The organism is Oceanobacillus alkalisoli (assembly GCF_021556485.1).
In the GTDB taxonomy this organism is placed as follows: Bacteria; Bacillota; Bacilli; order Bacillales; family Amphibacillaceae; genus Oceanobacillus; species Oceanobacillus alkalisoli.
Genome location: NZ_JAKGBW010000003.1, coordinates 115,885 through 133,069 on the forward strand (window position 1 = coordinate 115,885; position 17,185 = coordinate 133,069).

Annotated in this window: 19 protein-coding genes; all 19 read right to left on the reverse strand. The window is 39.4% G+C overall.

All coding sequences use genetic code 11. The annotated features are described in order from the left end of the window. Window positions 1–106: 106 nt before the first annotated feature. The gene (locus LZD48_RS04460; RefSeq protein ID WP_235761535.1) at window positions 107–898 is read right to left on the reverse strand and encodes a phosphatidate cytidylyltransferase; all 792 of its coding nucleotides are present in this window, start codon (window positions 896–898) and stop codon (window positions 107–109) included. 15 nt (window positions 899–913) lie between these two features. Then, on the reverse strand, window positions 914–1,675 hold the full coding sequence (uppS, locus tag LZD48_RS04465; protein ID WP_235761536.1) for an undecaprenyl pyrophosphate synthase: 762 nt from the start codon (window positions 1,673–1,675) through the stop codon (window positions 914–916). 537 nt (window positions 1,676–2,212) lie between these two features. Continuing rightward, a complete protein-coding gene (gene frr, locus LZD48_RS04470) occupies window positions 2,213–2,770 on the reverse strand; it encodes a ribosome recycling factor (protein ID WP_235761700.1) in 558 nt (185 codons plus the stop codon). 3 nt (window positions 2,771–2,773) lie between these two features. Beyond that, entirely contained in the window at window positions 2,774–3,496 is a 723-nt protein-coding gene (pyrH, locus tag LZD48_RS04475) for a UMP kinase (RefSeq protein ID WP_235761537.1), read from the reverse strand. A gap of 111 nt (window positions 3,497–3,607) precedes the next feature. Next, window positions 3,608–4,486 (reverse strand): translation elongation factor Ts, encoded by an 879-nt coding sequence (gene tsf, locus LZD48_RS04480; RefSeq protein ID WP_235761538.1) that lies wholly within the window; start codon window positions 4,484–4,486, stop codon window positions 3,608–3,610. A gap of 96 nt (window positions 4,487–4,582) precedes the next feature. Further along, window positions 4,583–5,371, reverse strand: a complete 789-nt coding sequence (gene rpsB / locus LZD48_RS04485; protein WP_235761539.1) for a 30S ribosomal protein S2 — start codon at window positions 5,369–5,371, stop codon at window positions 4,583–4,585. 177 nt (window positions 5,372–5,548) lie between these two features. Next, window positions 5,549–5,998 (reverse strand): DUF2802 domain-containing protein, encoded by a 450-nt coding sequence (locus tag LZD48_RS04490; protein ID WP_235761540.1) that lies wholly within the window; start codon window positions 5,996–5,998, stop codon window positions 5,549–5,551. Window positions 5,999–6,009: 11 nt separating this feature from the next. Beyond that, window positions 6,010–6,333, reverse strand: coding sequence for a hypothetical protein (locus LZD48_RS04495; protein WP_235761541.1), 324 nt, complete (start codon window positions 6,331–6,333; stop codon window positions 6,010–6,012). A 34-nt stretch (window positions 6,334–6,367) separates the two neighbouring features. Beyond that, window positions 6,368–7,741: a flagellar assembly protein A gene (locus LZD48_RS04500; protein WP_235761542.1), complete on the reverse strand. Its 1,374-nt coding sequence runs from the start codon at window positions 7,739–7,741 to the stop codon at window positions 6,368–6,370. A 29-nt stretch (window positions 7,742–7,770) separates the two neighbouring features. Beyond that, window positions 7,771–8,541, reverse strand: coding sequence for a FliA/WhiG family RNA polymerase sigma factor (locus LZD48_RS04505; protein WP_235761543.1), 771 nt, complete (start codon window positions 8,539–8,541; stop codon window positions 7,771–7,773). 43 nt (window positions 8,542–8,584) lie between these two features. Then, complete coding sequence (locus LZD48_RS04510; RefSeq protein ID WP_235761544.1) at window positions 8,585–9,082, reverse strand: chemotaxis protein CheD; 498 nt, start codon at window positions 9,080–9,082, stop codon at window positions 8,585–8,587. Beyond that, entirely contained in the window at window positions 9,075–9,710 is a 636-nt protein-coding gene (locus tag LZD48_RS04515; RefSeq protein ID WP_235761545.1) for a chemotaxis protein CheC, read from the reverse strand. Before LZD48_RS04515 ends, LZD48_RS04510 begins: the two co-directional genes overlap by 8 nt. Further along, window positions 9,700–10,188 (reverse strand): chemotaxis protein CheW, encoded by a 489-nt coding sequence (locus tag LZD48_RS04520; RefSeq protein ID WP_235761546.1) that lies wholly within the window; start codon window positions 10,186–10,188, stop codon window positions 9,700–9,702. Before LZD48_RS04520 ends, LZD48_RS04515 begins: the two co-directional genes overlap by 11 nt. A gap of 45 nt (window positions 10,189–10,233) precedes the next feature. Beyond that, window positions 10,234–11,289 carry a protein-glutamate methylesterase/protein-glutamine glutaminase gene (locus tag LZD48_RS04525; protein WP_235761547.1) on the reverse strand — a complete coding sequence of 352 codons (1,056 nt, stop codon included), beginning with the start codon at window positions 11,287–11,289 and terminating at the stop codon, window positions 10,234–10,236. After that, window positions 11,289–12,152 (reverse strand): MinD/ParA family protein, encoded by an 864-nt coding sequence (locus LZD48_RS04530; protein ID WP_235761548.1) that lies wholly within the window; start codon window positions 12,150–12,152, stop codon window positions 11,289–11,291. The genes LZD48_RS04525 and LZD48_RS04530 overlap by 1 nt, the downstream gene beginning before the upstream one ends. Continuing rightward, window positions 12,145–13,269, reverse strand: a complete 1,125-nt coding sequence (gene flhF, locus LZD48_RS04535; RefSeq protein ID WP_235761549.1) for a flagellar biosynthesis GTPase FlhF — start codon at window positions 13,267–13,269, stop codon at window positions 12,145–12,147. Before flhF ends, LZD48_RS04530 begins: the two co-directional genes overlap by 8 nt. Then, window positions 13,266–15,299: a flagellar biosynthesis protein FlhA gene (flhA, locus tag LZD48_RS04540; protein ID WP_235761550.1), complete on the reverse strand. Its 2,034-nt coding sequence runs from the start codon at window positions 15,297–15,299 to the stop codon at window positions 13,266–13,268. The genes flhF and flhA overlap by 4 nt, the downstream gene beginning before the upstream one ends. 13 nt (window positions 15,300–15,312) lie before the next feature. Next, a complete protein-coding gene (gene flhB / locus LZD48_RS04545; protein WP_235761551.1) occupies window positions 15,313–16,401 on the reverse strand; it encodes a flagellar biosynthesis protein FlhB in 1,089 nt (362 codons plus the stop codon). Between the two features lies 1 nt (window position 16,402). Beyond that, window positions 16,403–17,182 carry a flagellar biosynthetic protein FliR gene (fliR, locus tag LZD48_RS04550; RefSeq protein WP_235761552.1) on the reverse strand — a complete coding sequence of 260 codons (780 nt, stop codon included), beginning with the start codon at window positions 17,180–17,182 and terminating at the stop codon, window positions 16,403–16,405. Window positions 17,183–17,185 lie beyond the last annotated feature (3 nt).

Consider the following 17,185-nt stretch of genomic DNA (forward strand, 5'->3'; position numbering starts at 1 on the left):
ATGAAGCACCTCTTTCAATCTGAAATCTTTACTTACCTCAATCTATTTAGCTAAGTTTATTCTTTTTCCCCTATTTGTACAACAGAGAACACGATTGGCCGGCTGTTTAAATAAACTGGATGATATGCAAGAATGGTAAAACAAAAAGCAGACTGTCAAAACGGTCTAGAATACCGCCGTGACCAGGTAATATTTTACCGGAATCTTTTACTCCGTAATGGCGCTTAAATGCAGATTCCACTAAATCCCCTACTTGTCCTACCATCGAAGCAAAAATAGTTACAACAATAACGATTAGCATCGAGTGTGGGAATGGATGGACAAGGTGGAAAATTACCGCAACAACGCATGCAGTGATAATTCCTCCGATTGCGCCTTCCACTGTTTTATTTGGGCTAATATCCGGCCATAATTTGCGGTTTCCAAATGATTTCCCAACAAAATATGCTCCCGTATCCGTTGCCCATATGATGAAAAAGGCAAACAGAATATTGCTGAATCCGCTCGCGCCAAGTCTTGTTTCAATCAAGAAATAAAACCCAATTCCTACATACAATGCAGCGAGGATAACAAATCCAGCTGCATCAAATGTAAATTTATTCCTGACTAATACAGTATAAGCGAGTAAAAATAGAATAATTACAGTAAACACATCGGTTATTGAGAAAAATCCGTTGGAAAACAGAGTCGATTTATCCGGTAGTAACACAAGCCATATTCCAATCGTTCCTATTAACCCCGGAATGGAAACAAGAGGTATTTCTCTCATTCGCAACAATTCCATCAAACCGATTGTCGCAAGTAAGTAGATGAACAAGATAAACGGCAAGTCACCGATAATTACAAACGGAAGGAATACGATTAATCCTAGAATTGCTGTTATAATTCGTTGCTTCATATAATTTTCATCACCTTAAATACCTCCGTAACGTCGTTTCCTCTTTTGATAATCTTGTATCGCTTGATTAAATGTATTCTCGTCCATATCCGGCCAAAGAACATCCGTAAACCAAAATTCACTATATGCAAGCTGCCAAAGCAAGAAGTTGCTGAGCCGCTTCTCACCACTTGTACGGATGAGTAAGTCAGGGTCAGACAAACCATTTGTATAAAGGTATTTTGAAAACACTTCTTCGTTCAATGATTGAATGGAAACTTTATTTCCATCCACATCATGCATAATCTGTTTGATTGCATGCATAATTTCATATCTGCTACCATAGTTCAAAGCAAAATTAAGTAATAATCCATCGTTTTCTTTTGTTTTATTCATGGCGTATTGAACCGTTTTTTGAGTATGTGCTGGAAGTGCATCAAAATTGCCGATTGTTTCGATTCTAACATTGTTGGTCATTAACTCTGGAAGATAAATATGCAAGAACTCTTTTGGCAGTTTCATTAAAAAATCAATTTCCGATTTTGGACGATTCCAATTTTCCGTAGAAAAAGCGTACAAAGTCAATATCTTCACATTTGCTTGATTAGCAGCCCGAACCACTTTCATCACTGCTTTTACGCCTTCCTTATGTCCTGAAATTCTTGGTAAACGACGGCTTTCTGCCCAGCGTCCGTTTCCATCCATAATGATTGCTACATGGTTGGGTATATTCTCTGATAAGTTGATGAGCTTGTCATCAGTTTCTTTGTTTTTAATAAACGGTATTTTCATAGACATCTTAGGTCCTCCGAATTTCTGACTTCCTATTCCATCTGCAGAATATATCACTTTCATCTATATGCTTGCAGCATGTCCTTCATTACTCAACTTTCATACTCTAAAGCAACAAAACATCTCATAAAATAATAATAAAGATGTAAATCACTTTCATTCAGCGTAAGTGTGTGTCAAACTCCGAAACTTCTACTGGAGGTCCGCAGTCCAGACACCTCTCGCACCTGCTGAGCGGCCGGCAAGCTTCCTCGCTCAGCCCGTGCCCTAGGATGCGCATCCGTCCACCGGGCAACTGAACGGCGATTGGAAATCTATCCAAGAGAATGCGCAAATACTTAAGCTGAATGAAAGCAACAGGAAGTGCATTTGATTTTTAAATGCTAAAGTTGAGATCATTAGTTATAACCCATTCATTTGTCACTAAGTGTTACAAATTACATTATAACGATATTCCAGTAAAAATACAAAAGCCCCCTTATAGAAAGAGGGCTACATTGATTTTACACGTTTAAGCAGTAATAATAAAGTGTGAACTATATATTATACTTCCATAATTTCATTTTCTTTATCTTTTACAAGCTGTTCAATCTTGGTAATGAATTGGTCTGTTTCTTTTTGAACATCATCCTGGAATTTACGTAATTCATCTTCTGTAATCCCTGAATCCTTTTCCAAAGCTTTCAATTGATCATTAGCTTCACGGCGAATATTTCGCACCTGAACACGAGATTCTTCCGCAAATTTACCGACAACCTTCACAAGCTCTTTCCGTCGTTCTTCTGTTAATGCAGGAATGCTGATGCGGATTACATTTCCATCATTAGATGGAGAAAGTCCGAGATTTGCTTTCTGAATGCCTTTTTCAATGTCTCCTAAAGCTGTCTTGTCATAAGGTGTTACGACTAGTAAACGCGCTTCAGGCGCACCAACTGATGCAAGCTGATTAAGAGGTGTTGCTGCACCATAGTAATCGACAAAAACACTGTCTAACAGGTTAGGGTTTGCTCTTCCTGCTCGAACAGTAGCTAAGTTTCGCGTAAATGCTTGTACTGCAAGTTCCATTTTTTCTTTCATTTCATTTAACACAGAATTTGCCATCATTTATTTCCCCCTTATTGTTGTTCCAATTGTCTCGCCTTCAACAACGCGTTTAATATTACCTTCTTCCGTTATCGAAAAGACAATTAATGGAATGTTATTATCCATACAGAGTGATGAAGCCGTGGAATCCATTACTCCAAGACCTTCATTAATCATATCCAAATAAGATAAATTATCATATTTGACAGCATCTTTATTTACTAGCGGGTCATCCGAATAAACGCCATCAACATTATTTTTTGCCATTAAAATTACTTCTGCTTCAATTTCTGCGGCTCTTAATGCTGCAGTCGTATCGGTTGAAAAATAAGGGTTTCCTGTACCGGCGGCAAAAATGACAACACGCTTCTTCTCCAAGTGGCGAATTGCTTTTCTTCTTATGTACGGTTCAGCAACTTGGCGCATTTCAATGGATGTCTGAACTCTTGTTGGAATTCCAATCATTTCCAGTCCATCTTGTAATGCTAATGAATTCATAACGGTTGCCAGCATACCCATGTAGTCAGCCGATGCACGGTCCATACCCATTTCACTACCGACCTTACCTCTCCAGATGTTTCCTCCGCCAACAACGATTGCGACTTCTACTCCAAGGTCTGCAACCTCTTTTACTTGGCCTGCAATGGAGTGAATGACTTTTGGATCAATACCACTGCCTTGATCCCCACTCAATGCTTCTCCACTTAATTTTAATACAATTCTCTGGTACTTTGCTGTTGTCATAATAACCTCCATCACAATTATATTATTATGATATGTTTTTTCTTCATTTATTCATTTGTATGCAACCATGGTAAAATAGGGAACATTTACGTTCCCTATTTTACATTTAGCTTACTTTTTAATTTGGCTCATTACTTCTTCAGCAAAGTTTTCTTCACGTTTTTCCATTCCTTCGCCTACTTCATAGCGTACGAATGTCTTCACGCTTGCACCTTTGTCTGCTACAAATTTCTTCACTTTAACATCAGGATCTTTAACAAATGCTTGTTCAACAAGAACGATTTGTTCAAAGAATTTGCCAAGACGGCCTTCAACCATTTTTTCAACAATATTGGCTGGTTTACCTTCGTTAAGCGCTTGTTGTTTTAGAACTTCACGTTCGCGATTTACTTCGTCCTCTGCCACATCTTCACGATTTACATAGCGAGGGTTAATTGCTGCTGCGTGCATTGCCACGTCTTTGGCAACTTCTTCATCGGTTGTTCCTTCAAGAACAGTTACAACACCGATTGTTCCGCCCATATGCAAGTAAGAACCGAATGCATCGTTATCTGTTTTTTCGAAAATAGTGAAACGGCGTAAAGAGATTTTCTCACCGATTGTAGAAATTGCATTGTTAATAAGTGCTTCTAATTTCTCGCCTTCGACCGTTCCTTCTAGTGCAGCTTCAACCGTTTCTGGTTTGTTAGCTAGAAGTCCTTTACCAATTTTAACTAATAACTCTTTAAACTGATCGTTCTTTGATGCGAAGTCTGTTTCACAGTTTACTTCAAGTAAAACTGCAGTGTTGCCATCAATTTCAACGTGAGTAAGTCCTTCTGCAGCAATTCGGTCTGCTTTCTTAGCAGCGGAAGCCATCCCTTTTTCACGTAAGAAATCGATTGCTTTATCAATGTCACCATCTGTTGCTTCAAGTGCTTTCTTACAGTCCATCATACCTGCACCAGTTTTTTCACGTAATTCTTTAACCAATTTAGCTGTAATTGCCATTTGTAAAAATCCTCCTTTAAAGATTCCGTATTTCCTTCTTTAAAAAAAGGTGATAAAAGGTAATTATCCTCTTATCACCCTCACTTTTTTAGAAAATTATTCTTGAGTTGAGGCTTCTGCAGTTGCTTCAGCTTCAGCTTCTGTTTCAGCTTTATTTTCTTCAGCTGTTTCTTCAACTGGAGCTTCCACTTCTGCTGTTTCTTCACCTTGTTTCCCTTCTAAAATAGCATCAGCCATTTTTGAAGTCAATAATTTAACAGCACGGATTGCATCATCGTTAGCTGGGATTACATAGTCAATTTCATCCGGATCACAGTTTGTATCGACAATACCGATGATCGGAATATTCAATTTATGAGCTTCAGCAATTGCAATTCGTTCTTTACGTGGATCAATAACGAACATTGCATCTGGAAGCTTCTTCATATCTTTGATTCCACCTAGGAATTTAACAAGACGATCTCTTTCTTTTAGAAGCTCTCCTACTTCTTTCTTAGGAAGCACTTCAAATGTACCGTCTTCTTCCATTCTTTCAATTTCTTTCAAACGCTCGATACGTTTACGGATTGTTTGGAAGTTCGTTAGCGTTCCACCTAACCAGCGCTGGTTCACATAGAACATGCCGGAGCGGAGTGCTTCATCACGAACAGAGTCCTGTGCTTGTTTTTTTGTACCTACGAAAAGAAGTGTACCGCCATTTGCCGCCAATTCTCTTACGTAGTTATAAGCTTCTTCAACCTTTTTCACAGTCTTTTGCAGGTCGATGATGTAAATACCGTTACGTTCCGTGAAGATATATTTCTTCATTTTCGGGTTCCAACGGCGTGTCTGGTGACCGAAATGTACACCAGCTTCAAGTAATTGTTTCATTGAAATTGCTGCCATTTTAAATTCCTCCTATTGGTTAGTTTTCCTCCGCCCCGTTCCTTTCTGCTCATAGACCATTGGCAATCTGGCACCTCATAAGCAAATCCCGGGACGTGTGTTATTACTTGTCTTAATTCGACAAGAGTTTTACACCAAAGATTAATATACCATAACTAGATAGAGTAAGCAAGTTTTTTATTTATTGTATAAACGAGTAATCAACTCTGCTTCCGTTTTACCACAATCAAGGGTCTTAGCGATTTCTTCAATTGTAAGACCTTTTGCATAAAGTTGCATGACTCGGGATTCTAAAGATGCTTCCACTTTATAACCCGGTGCATCACCAATCAGATGATCTACATCTTCTTTCTCAACTGGCTGCGTTTCATTGGTAGGTACTTTTTCGTCGGCAGGCTCATCGATTGTGTTATCTTGGTCATCCTTCTTGACTTGTTTTTGATTCGTCATTAAAGTTTGCAATCGGTCGTTTTCCGCCTTGATTTCTTCTAAGGAACGTTCTAATGCTGCTGTGAGTTCATTAGAATTAGACATATTTTCCATTTGCTGAACTTTCTTTAGCAACTGAAAGATTGCTGCAAGTGTAATTAAATGTAAAATAAAACTGATCATTAATAATGAAACCATGACAGTACTCCTTATCCGCTATAATCGATTCGTTTACCGAGGTAAGGATGCTCCTTTATCTGCGTATGTTCTTGTAGTTCTTTTGCCTTTGTTTCTTCTTTTTCGACTTCACCGGATTCTTCCTTCTTCTTTAGCTTACTCGATTTCTCCGATTGCTGGACTTGTGTACGTTTTATTTTTTCTTTTTCCAGTTGGGATTGAAGTAATGCTCCTTGAAGTTGTTCTCCTTGTTTCTGCATCTGTTCTTGAACTTTTCCGGCATCCTGTGTTCGTGGTAGTGCTACTTGCATTTCAATCGATTTCAGCCCCATCCCTTTCACCGATCCTTTCCACATCTAGCCTGCTTACAGATACGAACTTATTGTTCCCCTAAAACAATTGCTGAAGCGCAATTTCATTGTGGAACAAGTTGAATTGTACATAATGATAATCGGTGTTCATCACCCGTTTATATTTCCCGAATGTAACCGTGACATTTTGATAAATGAAGTTTCTTACAACCAATTGAGTGTCGCGGAGATCTCCCATCTCTGCATTCATCTCGCCCAGCTCCTCTTGGATCTCATGAAGTTCATTTTTCACCATTTCCATGGAATGTTTCTGACGGAGTTTAGCGATTCGTACCTTAGCGTTATGATCACTTTGGGTTGCGAGTTTCTCTCCAAGCAATTTTAACTTTCTTAGCATCTCTTCCTGTTCTTTCTGTTTTTTCTTTAAAGCTTGTTCCTTGTCTGCCATTGCTTTATTAACTCCAAGTATAATTTCAGTTTTCGTATTGAGTTTCGTCCCGATATCCTTCACTTCAATTGTTTTCCCAGCTGATAGTGTTCCGCCAATAATATTCCCTTTTTGGGAGAAGACATGTCCGTGTACAACACATTCACTATGAAGAATAGAATTTTCCACATACAAATCATTGCCGGTGAAAATCTTCGCCTGATTAATGTAACCAAGTTGTATATTTCCCTGCGCTTTCAAGCATCCCTTCTCTTGTCCAGCAATCCCCTCTGAAATGTAAATTGATCCCCCGGCAATGAGTGTTGCAGCTTCGACCATTCCGAAAATCTTAATATCACCGTCAGCTTTAACAGTAAATCCAGTCGGAACATCCCCGTGGATAATAATCGATCCGACAAAGTTAAGGTTTCCAGTTTTCATCGTCAACGTCTCATTAACATGATATTCTGGGAAAACTTCTATTTTCCTTCCCGAATAGCTCAACTGCCCATTCTCCGTAGCATAATAACAATTGTCCGCTTCGTTGAACACAACATTTTTCCCGCGGAGGATAGCAATGGCTTTACCTTGTGGAGCTTTAACCACATTCCCCATCACGTTTTTACCGTCTGTCCCCTCTTCGGGATAAACAAGTTTAGCAAGTTTTTGACCTTTATTTACAGAAGGGATTGTCATCACTTCCCGGAAATTCCACTCCTCATCTTTTTTCATATCCTGTTTAAAATCGACTAAGAAAGCAAATTTACCATCCTTTCCCTTTTCCGGATGTAAGCCTTTTGCAATAACAATCGGATATTCAACGGTAGAAGGGTCCTCTGCTAATTGAGAAAGTGCTTGGTACTGGATACCGTAAACAACTTTGTTTTCGGTTAAATACTGCTTCCAAATTGTCATATCGATACGCATTTTTCCCTCTAAATCATGAAAATCATCAGTGCAATGTACTTCCGCAATCATATGGTTGGCTTTTAACCGTATCCGAAAATATTTATTTATTCTTTCCAAGCCAATTCCCCCAAAAACTGACAACCAAGTTATTCAACGATCTTTGTTAATACATTTCTTAATGTAAAAATCGCTTTTTTATGGATCTGTGAAATTCTAGATGTTGTCAGGTTTAATGTTTGTCCAATTTCAGTAAAGGTTAATTCTTGATGATAAAAAAGATCGATTACAAGCTGTTCCCTTTCATTTAGCCCCTTGATTCCATCCAATAAATCCTGCTTCAATTCTTCTTGATAAATTTCATCTTCAGGTGTTGCAGCGTTTTCATCTGGAATCGTATAACCAATTCCTTCATTAAATTCATCATTCGTTCTCGACTTTTCTTCAATTGAAAGCACATTCGCGAACAAGGAATCTTTTACAATGGATTCTACTTCGTCTTCTGACAGATCAAGCTGCTTGCCGATTTCTTTAGAGGTAGGTGTTCGTTGTAGTTGCTGCTCCAATTGTTCCGCTGTACGCTCAATTCTTTTCGTCTTCTCTCTTAACGAACGAGGCAGCCAATCTTCCTTACGAAGTCCGTCCATGATTGCTCCCTTAATTCGGAAGGAGGCATAGGTGTCAAATTTGAGATTTCGTTTCGATTCGAATTTCGTAACGGCATCATACAAGCCGAGGAGACCAAAACTTCTTATATCATCTTTACTCACATTGTTCGGCAAGTGACTGGAAATCCGCTCCGAATGATAATCTACAAGATACATATAATATGCAATGATTTCATTTAAAACGTCATGATGCTGTTGCGTATTCCACTGCTTCCAAAGCTGTTGTTCTTCCGATGACATTCCTGAATTCATGGTACTCCACTCCCTCCTTCTAAACATCCGTTCATGGTTCTCCTTACATGACGATTTCTTCTCTATTCACTTTTCTAATGTTTAATTCGCTTGTTGCAGGATTAAATTCAATCGTTCTTCCGATATTTCCTCCAACATCTTTAGCAATAACAGGGATTTTTAACTTTTCCAACTCTGTTAGCGTTGCTTCGATATTCCGCGGACCAATCCGTAATAAATCGGATCCGGAATCGAACTTGAACATTTCTGCCCCACCGGCTATTTTGGCCTTTAGCGCAGAATGTCTCGCCCCCATTTGCAATAACCTTTGGACTAAATATGGAATAGCAGTATCCGCATATTTATATGTATTGACCGTTTTTTGCCTCGTCACGGTTGAATCAGGTAATAAAATATGTGCCAGCCCAGCAATTTGTTTCATTTCATCATAAATGACAATCCCTACACAAGAGCCAAGTCCCAATGTTCGAATCCTATCTGGTGTACGAACCGTATTCAGATCGGCAATCCCAACTCTGACAACTGTTCCTACTTTATTCATTTTCTTGTATTCCTAACGCGCTGAATATAATTTGTAAAGACCCAGGGTTTGGCAACAGGAAAAAATTTCCCTCCAATACATCGCTTGTTCCCTGACTATTTACTTTTGAATCAATAACAATCGCATAGTCCGAAGCTTGAGAGATATCGATTAGGCCATATGTCAGAACTGCTGCTGCCATATCAATTCCCAAATGGGGAACGGAGGGCTGTAAATGTAAATGCGTAAAATCGGACAATGCCGAAATATAAGATCCGGTAACAATATTACCAACTTCCTCTAGTACTGAAAACTCCAGCGAATCTTTGCTTATATTCTCTTTGAATTCATATGTCGGGTTATTTGTCATCGTGCGGATCAGTAACTCAGCTTCTTCGACGGATAAAACAAAAAAGACGTTACTTGGTGCCTCACCATAGATGCGAAATAATATAGCGACAACTTTTTTCTCTGGTCCGCCAATCAATTCCATCATTTCATCAAAAGAAACAACATTAACAGAAGGGATGGCCATTTCGATTTTAAGGTTTAATAATTGGGATAATGCTGTAACAGCATTTCCAGCTCCAATATTTCCCACCTCTCGTAATACATCGAATTGGAAAGAAGATAAACTTTTATATTTCATAAGGCCTCTGTCCTTCTTCTTTCATCACTTGAACATGCTGCTCCGAAAGAAGAATTTTCTCGAGATCAAGCAAGATAAGCAATCTGTCTTCAACTTTGATCACACCGTCAATATAATTGGCCGCTACAGAGCCGACAACTTCCGGTTTCGGTTCCATTTTATCCATTTCCAGATCGATGACATCACTTGCTGTGTCAACAATTAAGCCGACTTCAAGTCCATTCTTATTCACAATAATGATACGATTCTCTTCCGACAGTTCCGTTTCAGGCATTCCGAAACGCAAGCGTAAATCAATAATCGGGATAATGACACCTCGTAAGTTAATAACACCTTTTACGAATTCCTCAGCGCGAGGAATACGTGTAATTGGATGAATTCTTTCAATCGCACCGATGTATTCAACTGGTAATGCATATTCCTCGTTGTGCAACTGAAAGACAATGACTTTTAAATGATTTCCTATAGAATGCTCCATGTTTCCATCTCCTTCTTTAACCCTGTTGCATACAGGTTTAAGGGTTTATGTTAATTTTCCGAGAAAATGTCCTATTTGATGTAATGGCAGTACCTGATCGACTAATCCCGTTTCATAAGCAGCTTTAGGCATTCCGTAAATGACGGTGCTTTCTATTGATTCAGCGATGACAAAAGCTCGCTTATCTACTTTTTTAATTTGACGGATACCGTCTGAACCATCACTTCCCATTCCAGTTAGGATAACTGCTGTTTTATTCACATTTTCAAGCATTGCAATCGAATGGAATAGGGAATCGACAGACGGACGATGATTATTCACTGGCGGGGATTTCGTAAGTTTTATCCTATATTCCGTCCCATGCTCTTCAACAACCATATGAAAGTCACCGGGAGCGATATAAATAGAGCGTGCTTGTAAACAATCGCCATCCATCGCTTCTTTCACATGAAGTTTTGTCAATTTATTTAAGCGTTCCGCAAGTGATTTTGTAAAATATGGCGGCATATGTTGTACAATCAGTATCGGTGTTTGAAAGTCTTCGGGTAAATCTGTGATGACCTGTTGCAGCGCTCTCGGACCGCCTGTAGATGTGCCTATTGCAATAAGGGAATTATCTTTAGCTGTTCGTCTTGTCGGCATGGAGGATTGAGGAAAGGTTCGGAATGCTTGTTCCTTAACCGGACGACGAGCTGAAATCATTGCATCCTTTGCAGCGATTACTTTAGAAATGATTTCTTTCTGGATCGTTTCGATGTTCAACGAAATCGCTCCAGAAGGTTTCATGATGAAGTCAACGGCTCCATTCTCTATCGCCTTCAACGTATGGTCCGTCCCTCTTCCTGATTTACTCGATAGCATAATGACAGGTAAAGGCATGGTAGTCATAATTTCCCTTAGTGCTGAGATTCCATCAAGAACTGGCATCGTAATATCCATTGTGACAACATCCGGCTGAAACCTTTTGATTTTTTCAATACCATCGCTTCCGTTTCTTGCTGTGCCAATTACTTTAATACGCTCATCACTTTCTAATATGTCTGTGATCATCTTCCGCATAAAAGCAGAATCGTCTACAACAAGTACACGAACTTTTTCCATTAAAGTTTACCTCTTAGCAGATTTTTTATTTTTTTAAGAAAAGCCGGCTTATCTGTTAATGTAATATCTGTTTCATTGTGCAGGTAGCTTTCCGTAATTTGTTTAATTGATCGAGCGGCCGGGGCTTTTTCATTAAAGATAGAATATGGAATTTGCCGGATAACTGCTTGAACGACATGCTTATCTTCGGGTATGAGACCTAATGGATATACTTCAATTTGAAGAAACTGTCTAATTACTTTCTGAAGTTGCTTGAGCGTAGTTGATTCGCCTTGTGATCTAGCCCGGTTTAAAATAAGATGGATTGGCATCGTTCCTCCATTACTCGTAATCTGCTTAATCATACTATAGGCATCCGTTATTGCAGTTGGTTCTCCTGTCGTAACTACCATACATTCGTCTGCAGCCAAAATAAAAAATAGACTCGTCTCTGTTATGCCGGCACCCATATCGAAAATAATATAATCATACATCTCTGTCAGCAGTTCAAACTGTTCATAAAAAAAATCCTTATCCGCCTGCTTCATTTCTAAAAATCGACTAAGGCCAGTCCCGCCTGCAATATAAGCCAAGCCTTCTGGACCCTTTTCAATCGTTTCAATGATTGATAACTGTTCATTGAATAAGTCTACAATTGTATTTTTAGGCTGTAGACCGAGTAGGATGTTTATATTACCCATACCCACATCGAGATCAAAGAGAACCACCTTTTTATTGCGACGTATCAACTCGAGTGAGAAGTTGAGTGAAATATTAGACTTGCCCACACCACCTTTACCACTAATGAAAGCAATCGTCCTCGCCCCACGCGTTGGATGTGGTGTCTTCATCTTCCTTCTTAGACTATTCGCTTGATCAGTCATCGGCTTTCCCCACAATCAGATCACTAATGAAAGTGGCATCAGGTTTTATTAAATCATCCGGAACATCCTGTCCGTTTGTTAAATAGGCGATCCCAATCCGATTATTTAAAGCAATAGATAGAATTGTCCCATATTGTGTTGTTTCGTCTATTTTCGTAAAAATCACTTCAGTAAGTGGTATGTCATGAAATTGGTCAAATACTTCCTGTACATCCTTTGATTTAGCAGTAAGCGCCAATACAAGATAAGTTGCAATGGGCGGTACATCGTCCATCATTTCTTTGAGTTGGTTAACATACGTTTTAGTACGGAAATTCCTTCCTGCTGTATCGACAAGAATAACGTCGTAATCGGTAAACCTTTCAATTGCCTGTTTATAATCTTCGACATGGTAAGCGACTTCCAGTGGTATATTTAGAATTCGAGCATAGGTTTTTAATTGTTCTACCGCAGCAATCCGATATGTATCTGTTGTAATGAATGCAACCTTCTTTTTCTCTTGAAGAATAAGCCCGGCCGCAATTTTAGCAATCGTTGTTGTCTTACCGACTCCAGTAGGACCGACAAATTGAACGATTTGCCGTTCACCCGTAATACCGCGGGAGGGCAATGTATTCAGCTCACTATGAATCACTCGTTTCATTGCCATTAAGATATCCGCTTCCGTTACTTCATTTTCTCCATCATCCAGCAGAGCGATTGTTTCTCGAATGATTTCTTCGGCGAGCCGATTCTCCACTTCTTGGTCAAGAAGCTGCTGAAGAGCAAGCTGATAAACTGCCGGAAGATCGTCAGCATTTTTTGACGCTTCCAGTTCCATCAACTTCTTTAAACTTTGAATTTCTTTAAGTATTGGATCTGTTGTTTGCTGACGAGCTTGAGGTTTATTCGTTTGTTTCGATGTAAATTCCTGATTGACCGCAAGCTTTGTATCACGTTCAAGTGGCTCTGGATCATGCGCTGCGATGACTTCAATTTTCTTCTTTTGAAAAAGACCAAGGAAACCTCTTTGTTTAATTTCTTTCGATCGAAGAATAACTGCTTCCGGGCCGAACTCTTTCCTCACTTCATGCATTGCCTCTGGCATTGTATTGGCTATATATTTTTTAATCTTCACGCAATATTCACCACCCCTACACTTTGTACTTGAACATCCGGCTCTAATTCGTTATAGGAAAGGACAACAACCTGCGGCAAGAAGCGATCAAGCAGTTGCTTTAAATACATTCTAATTGCAGGTGAGCATAAAACAATCGCAGTATCTTCTTGAAGCGTTAACTTCTCCACTTCCTGATGAATCGTTGTAATCACTTCTTGTTGTTTATCTGGGTCAAGTGATAAATAATTCCCATGTTCAGTATGCTGAATACTTTCTGCCAGCAGCTTCTCCACTTTCCCTGATACGGTAAGGACAGTAAGACTGCGGTCGGGATTCGTATACTGTGTTGTTAATTGAGGTGATAATGATTGTCTAACATATTCTGCCAGTAATTCTGTGTCATTCGTCATCTTAGAAAAGTCAGCCAGTGTTTCAAAAATCACCGGTAAATTACGAATGGATACATTTTCTCGCAGCAGTTTTGCCAATACTTTTTGAATATCTCCAATTGCAAGTGGCTCAGGACTAACTTCTTCGACAAGCAGGGGATTCGATTCCTTCAAGTGGTCGATAAGCTGTTTCGTTTCCTCTCTGCCAAGTAAGATATGTGCATGCTGTTTAATTACTTCTGTAATATGAGTAGAAACGACAGATGGCGGGTCAACGACTGTATAACCAGAAAGTTCCGCTTCATCTTTATATTCTTCAGTAATCCATTTCGCAGGTAAACCAAAGGCTGGTTCCAATGTATCAATTCCTTCAATTCCGTCATCATCCATATCCGGTGCCATTGCTAAGTAATGATCGAGCATCAATTCACCTTTTGCCACTTCATTACCTTTGATCTTCAAGCGATATTCATTCGGATTCAGCTGAATATTGTCTCTGATTCGTACAACCGGGATAACCATCCCAAGTTCAATTGCCAATTGCCGTCGAATCATAATTACTCTTTCCAGTAAATCCCCACCTTGATTCGCATCGGCAAGTGGGATCAGCGCATACCCGAACTCGAATTCAATCGGATCAAGATTAATTAAATTTACAACATTTTCCGGTGTATGCAATTTCGCACTCTCTGCTTCATCCAATTCTTCTTCATCCGGTTCATCCGGTATGTCGGGTCTTCGGTCCATCATATAGCCGGTGAAAAATAATAGACCTGCAAGGCCTGTCGTCAGGAAAAAATTGATAGGTGTTAAACCAAGCAGAAATACCGTTCCTGCGGCCACGTATAAAAGTTTAGGATATTGGGTGATTTGTTTTACAACATCTGTACTCAGATTCTCCCCATCACTTGCTCGAGTAACGACAATTCCAGTTGCCGTCGACATTAGAAGTGCTGGAATCTGAGTAACTAATCCATCACCTACTGTTAGACTAGTAAACAATCCAACCGATTCATTTAAGGATAATCCCATCTGAAGCATACCGATAATAATCCCAACTACGATATTGATAATAACAATGATGATCCCAGCAATCGCATCACCTTTTACAAATTTACTGGCACCGTCCATTGAACCGTGAAAATCTGCTTCCTTTTCGATTTTCTTTCGGCGTTCTTTTGATTCTTGTTCTGTAATTAGTCCTGCATTCAGGTCTGCATCGACACTCATTTGCTTACCTGGCATGGAATCCAGCGAGAATCTAGCTGCTACTTCTGCTACCCGTTCCGAACCCTTTGTAATGACTAAGAAGTTAATAATTACGAGAATAATAAAGACGACAAATCCAACAAGCGGGTTACCCCCAATAACGAACGATCCGAATGTTTCAACGACACCGCCCGCATCACCTTCAGAAAGGATTGCTCTTGTTGTCGAGACGTTTAAACCTAACCTAAATAATGTAACCAATAGAAGAAGGGTCGGGAAAACAGAGAACTGAAGTACTTCCGTTGTGTTCATCGCGACAAGAATTACGATTAAGGATATTATAATATTAACAAGAATAAGTACGCTTAAAATGCCACCCGGAAGCGGAATGACGAGCATCATAATAATTAATATAACTCCAATTAGTACAGATAAATCTCTTACCTTCATTCAGTGTCTCTCCTCAAGATCTCGCTTTATTATCCATTTGATACACATAGGCTAATATTTCCGCCACTGCCTGATAGAAATCTTCCGGTATTGCTTCCCCAATTTCAACGATGCTATAAAGCGACCTGGCTAGGGGCTTGTCTTCTACAGTTGCTATATCATGTTGCGTGGCAATTTCTCTAATCCTTCGTGCGGTATGGTCCACACCTTTAGCAACCACATAAGGTGCACTCGCCTTATCTTCATCATATTTTAAAGCAATTGCGAAATGGGTAGGGTTAGTGATCACAACATCTGCTTCCGGCACCTCTGCCATCATCCGTCTTGCGGCCATCATCCGCTGCTTTTCTTTAATTTTCGATTTGATCAGCGGGTCACCTTCCATATTTTTATACTCATCTTTGATATCCTGCTTCGACATCCGCATGTTCTTTTCAAAATCAAATCTTTGATAAAAATAATCGAGAATCGCTAAGAAAAGAAGTGCTGCCGTTGCTGAGAACCCCATTATAATTGCAACCCTTCCAAATAACGCAAGTGCACTCTCTGCATTTGTAAACAGAAGCATCAGCACTTCGTCTTTATATATCCAAATCACCGTGAAGGTAATTGCACCAATAAAGGTGATTTTTAAAAAGGATTTTAAAAGCTCGACTAATGCTCGAATGGAAAAGATTCGTTTCGCTCCTTGAATCGGGTCAATTCGCTTCAAATCAAACTTTAACGGTTCCGTTGAAAACAATAAACCTCTTGTTTGGATGAGGTTGGAAGCAAATCCTGCAATCACGGCAATCAACATAATTGGTGCAAGCATTTTTGCCGCTTCAAGTGCTGCCCCGTTCAGTACCGCGGCCACAGATTCTACCGTCACATCCCAATGGATGAAGTTTGTAAATGCCTGAATAAAGAACAGCAACATTGTTTCAAGAATAAATCCACCAAAAATGAACAAAGCAAGAAAGCAAAGAGCAAGTAATATAGCGGTATTAATATCTTGACTTTTTGCAACCCGCCCTTTTCTTCGTTCATCCTGGCGCTTTTTCGGGGTTGCTTTTTCGGTTTTTTCACCAGCAAAAAACTGCAAATCCATTATTAATCGCATGCTAAGCACCTCCGAAAATCCCCAATAATTGCCGCATCGTTTGAAGCATGGTACCAAACAAATTCTCTACTGCAGTCATAAAGAGGGAAAGGAAAATTAAGATTGCCATAAAACTAACGAAAATCTTAAGCGGCAAACCAACAACAAATACATTCAATTGCGGGACAGTACGTGCAATAATCCCAAGTGCAATATCGACAAGAAATAACGTACCGACAATGGGAATTGCCATTTGAAACGCAATAATAAACATGTAGTTAAATGTTTGAATGACGAATTCTGCAATCGATCCATCCTGAAATGGAATAAAGGCTTCGATCGGCATGAATTGATAACTTGTAAAGATTCCATCTATAATCAAATGATGCCCATCCACTGCAAGTAGAAACAAAAGAGCAATCATATAAAAGAATTGTCCGGTTAATGGACTTTGTGCCCCGGTTTGCGGATCGACGACATTGGCGATTGCAAAGCCCATCTGGAAATCAACAAACCCTCCAGCAACTTGCAATGCAGAAACAATGATGAATGCAATCAGCCCGATCAGTAATCCTACAAGCGCCTCTTTCATAATGAGAAAAATATATGTATGGTCCAGCACAAAAATGGATGAATCAATTGTCTGGAAAAGTATTAATGCTAAAAAGAAACTGAATCCGAGGCGGAAAGGCATCGGAATCGTCCGATAAGAAAATAATGGGATTACGATAAAAAATGATAGCAAACGAACAAAAACAAGTAATAAGATTGGCAGTTGGTTTAAATCAATTAATTCGAGCATTGC

What these genes read in the sequence shown, in the direction of transcription:
- LZD48_RS04460 (WP_235761535.1), bottom strand. Translation starts at nt 898, where the DNA reads ATGAAGCAACGAATTATAACAGCAATTCTAGGATTAATCGTATTCCTT.
- uppS (WP_235761536.1), bottom strand. Translation starts at nt 1,675, where the DNA reads ATGTCTATGAAAATACCGTTTATTAAAAACAAAGAAACTGATGACAAG.
- frr (WP_235761700.1), bottom strand. Translation starts at nt 2,770, where the DNA reads ATGGCAAATTCTGTGTTAAATGAAATGAAAGAAAAAATGGAACTTGCA.
- pyrH (WP_235761537.1), bottom strand. Translation starts at nt 3,496, where the DNA reads ATGACAACAGCAAAGTACCAGAGAATTGTATTAAAATTAAGTGGAGAA.
- tsf (WP_235761538.1), bottom strand. Translation starts at nt 4,486, where the DNA reads ATGGCAATTACAGCTAAATTGGTTAAAGAATTACGTGAAAAAACTGGT.
- rpsB (WP_235761539.1), bottom strand. Translation starts at nt 5,371, where the DNA reads ATGGCAGCAATTTCAATGAAACAATTACTTGAAGCTGGTGTACATTTC.
- LZD48_RS04490 (WP_235761540.1), bottom strand. Translation starts at nt 5,998, where the DNA reads ATGGTTTCATTATTAATGATCAGTTTTATTTTACATTTAATTACACTT.
- LZD48_RS04495 (WP_235761541.1), bottom strand. Translation starts at nt 6,333, where the DNA reads ATGTGGAAAGGATCGGTGAAAGGGATGGGGCTGAAATCGATTGAAATG.
- LZD48_RS04505 (WP_235761543.1), bottom strand. Translation starts at nt 8,541, where the DNA reads ATGAATTCAGGAATGTCATCGGAAGAACAACAGCTTTGGAAGCAGTGG.
- LZD48_RS04510 (WP_235761544.1), bottom strand. Translation starts at nt 9,082, where the DNA reads ATGAATAAAGTAGGAACAGTTGTCAGAGTTGGGATTGCCGATCTGAAT.
- LZD48_RS04515 (WP_235761545.1), bottom strand. Translation starts at nt 9,710, where the DNA reads ATGAAATATAAAAGTTTATCTTCTTTCCAATTCGATGTATTACGAGAG.
- LZD48_RS04520 (WP_235761546.1), bottom strand. Translation starts at nt 10,188, where the DNA reads ATGGAGCATTCTATAGGAAATCATTTAAAAGTCATTGTCTTTCAGTTG.
- LZD48_RS04525 (WP_235761547.1), bottom strand. Translation starts at nt 11,289, where the DNA reads ATGGAAAAAGTTCGTGTACTTGTTGTAGACGATTCTGCTTTTATGCGG.
- LZD48_RS04530 (WP_235761548.1), bottom strand. Translation starts at nt 12,152, where the DNA reads ATGACTGATCAAGCGAATAGTCTAAGAAGGAAGATGAAGACACCACAT.
- flhA (WP_235761550.1), bottom strand. Translation starts at nt 15,299, where the DNA reads ATGAAGGTAAGAGATTTATCTGTACTAATTGGAGTTATATTAATTATT.
- flhB (WP_235761551.1), bottom strand. Translation starts at nt 16,401, where the DNA reads ATGCGATTAATAATGGATTTGCAGTTTTTTGCTGGTGAAAAAACCGAA.
- fliR (WP_235761552.1), bottom strand. Translation starts at nt 17,182, where the DNA reads ATGCTCGAATTAATTGATTTAAACCAACTGCCAATCTTATTACTTGTT.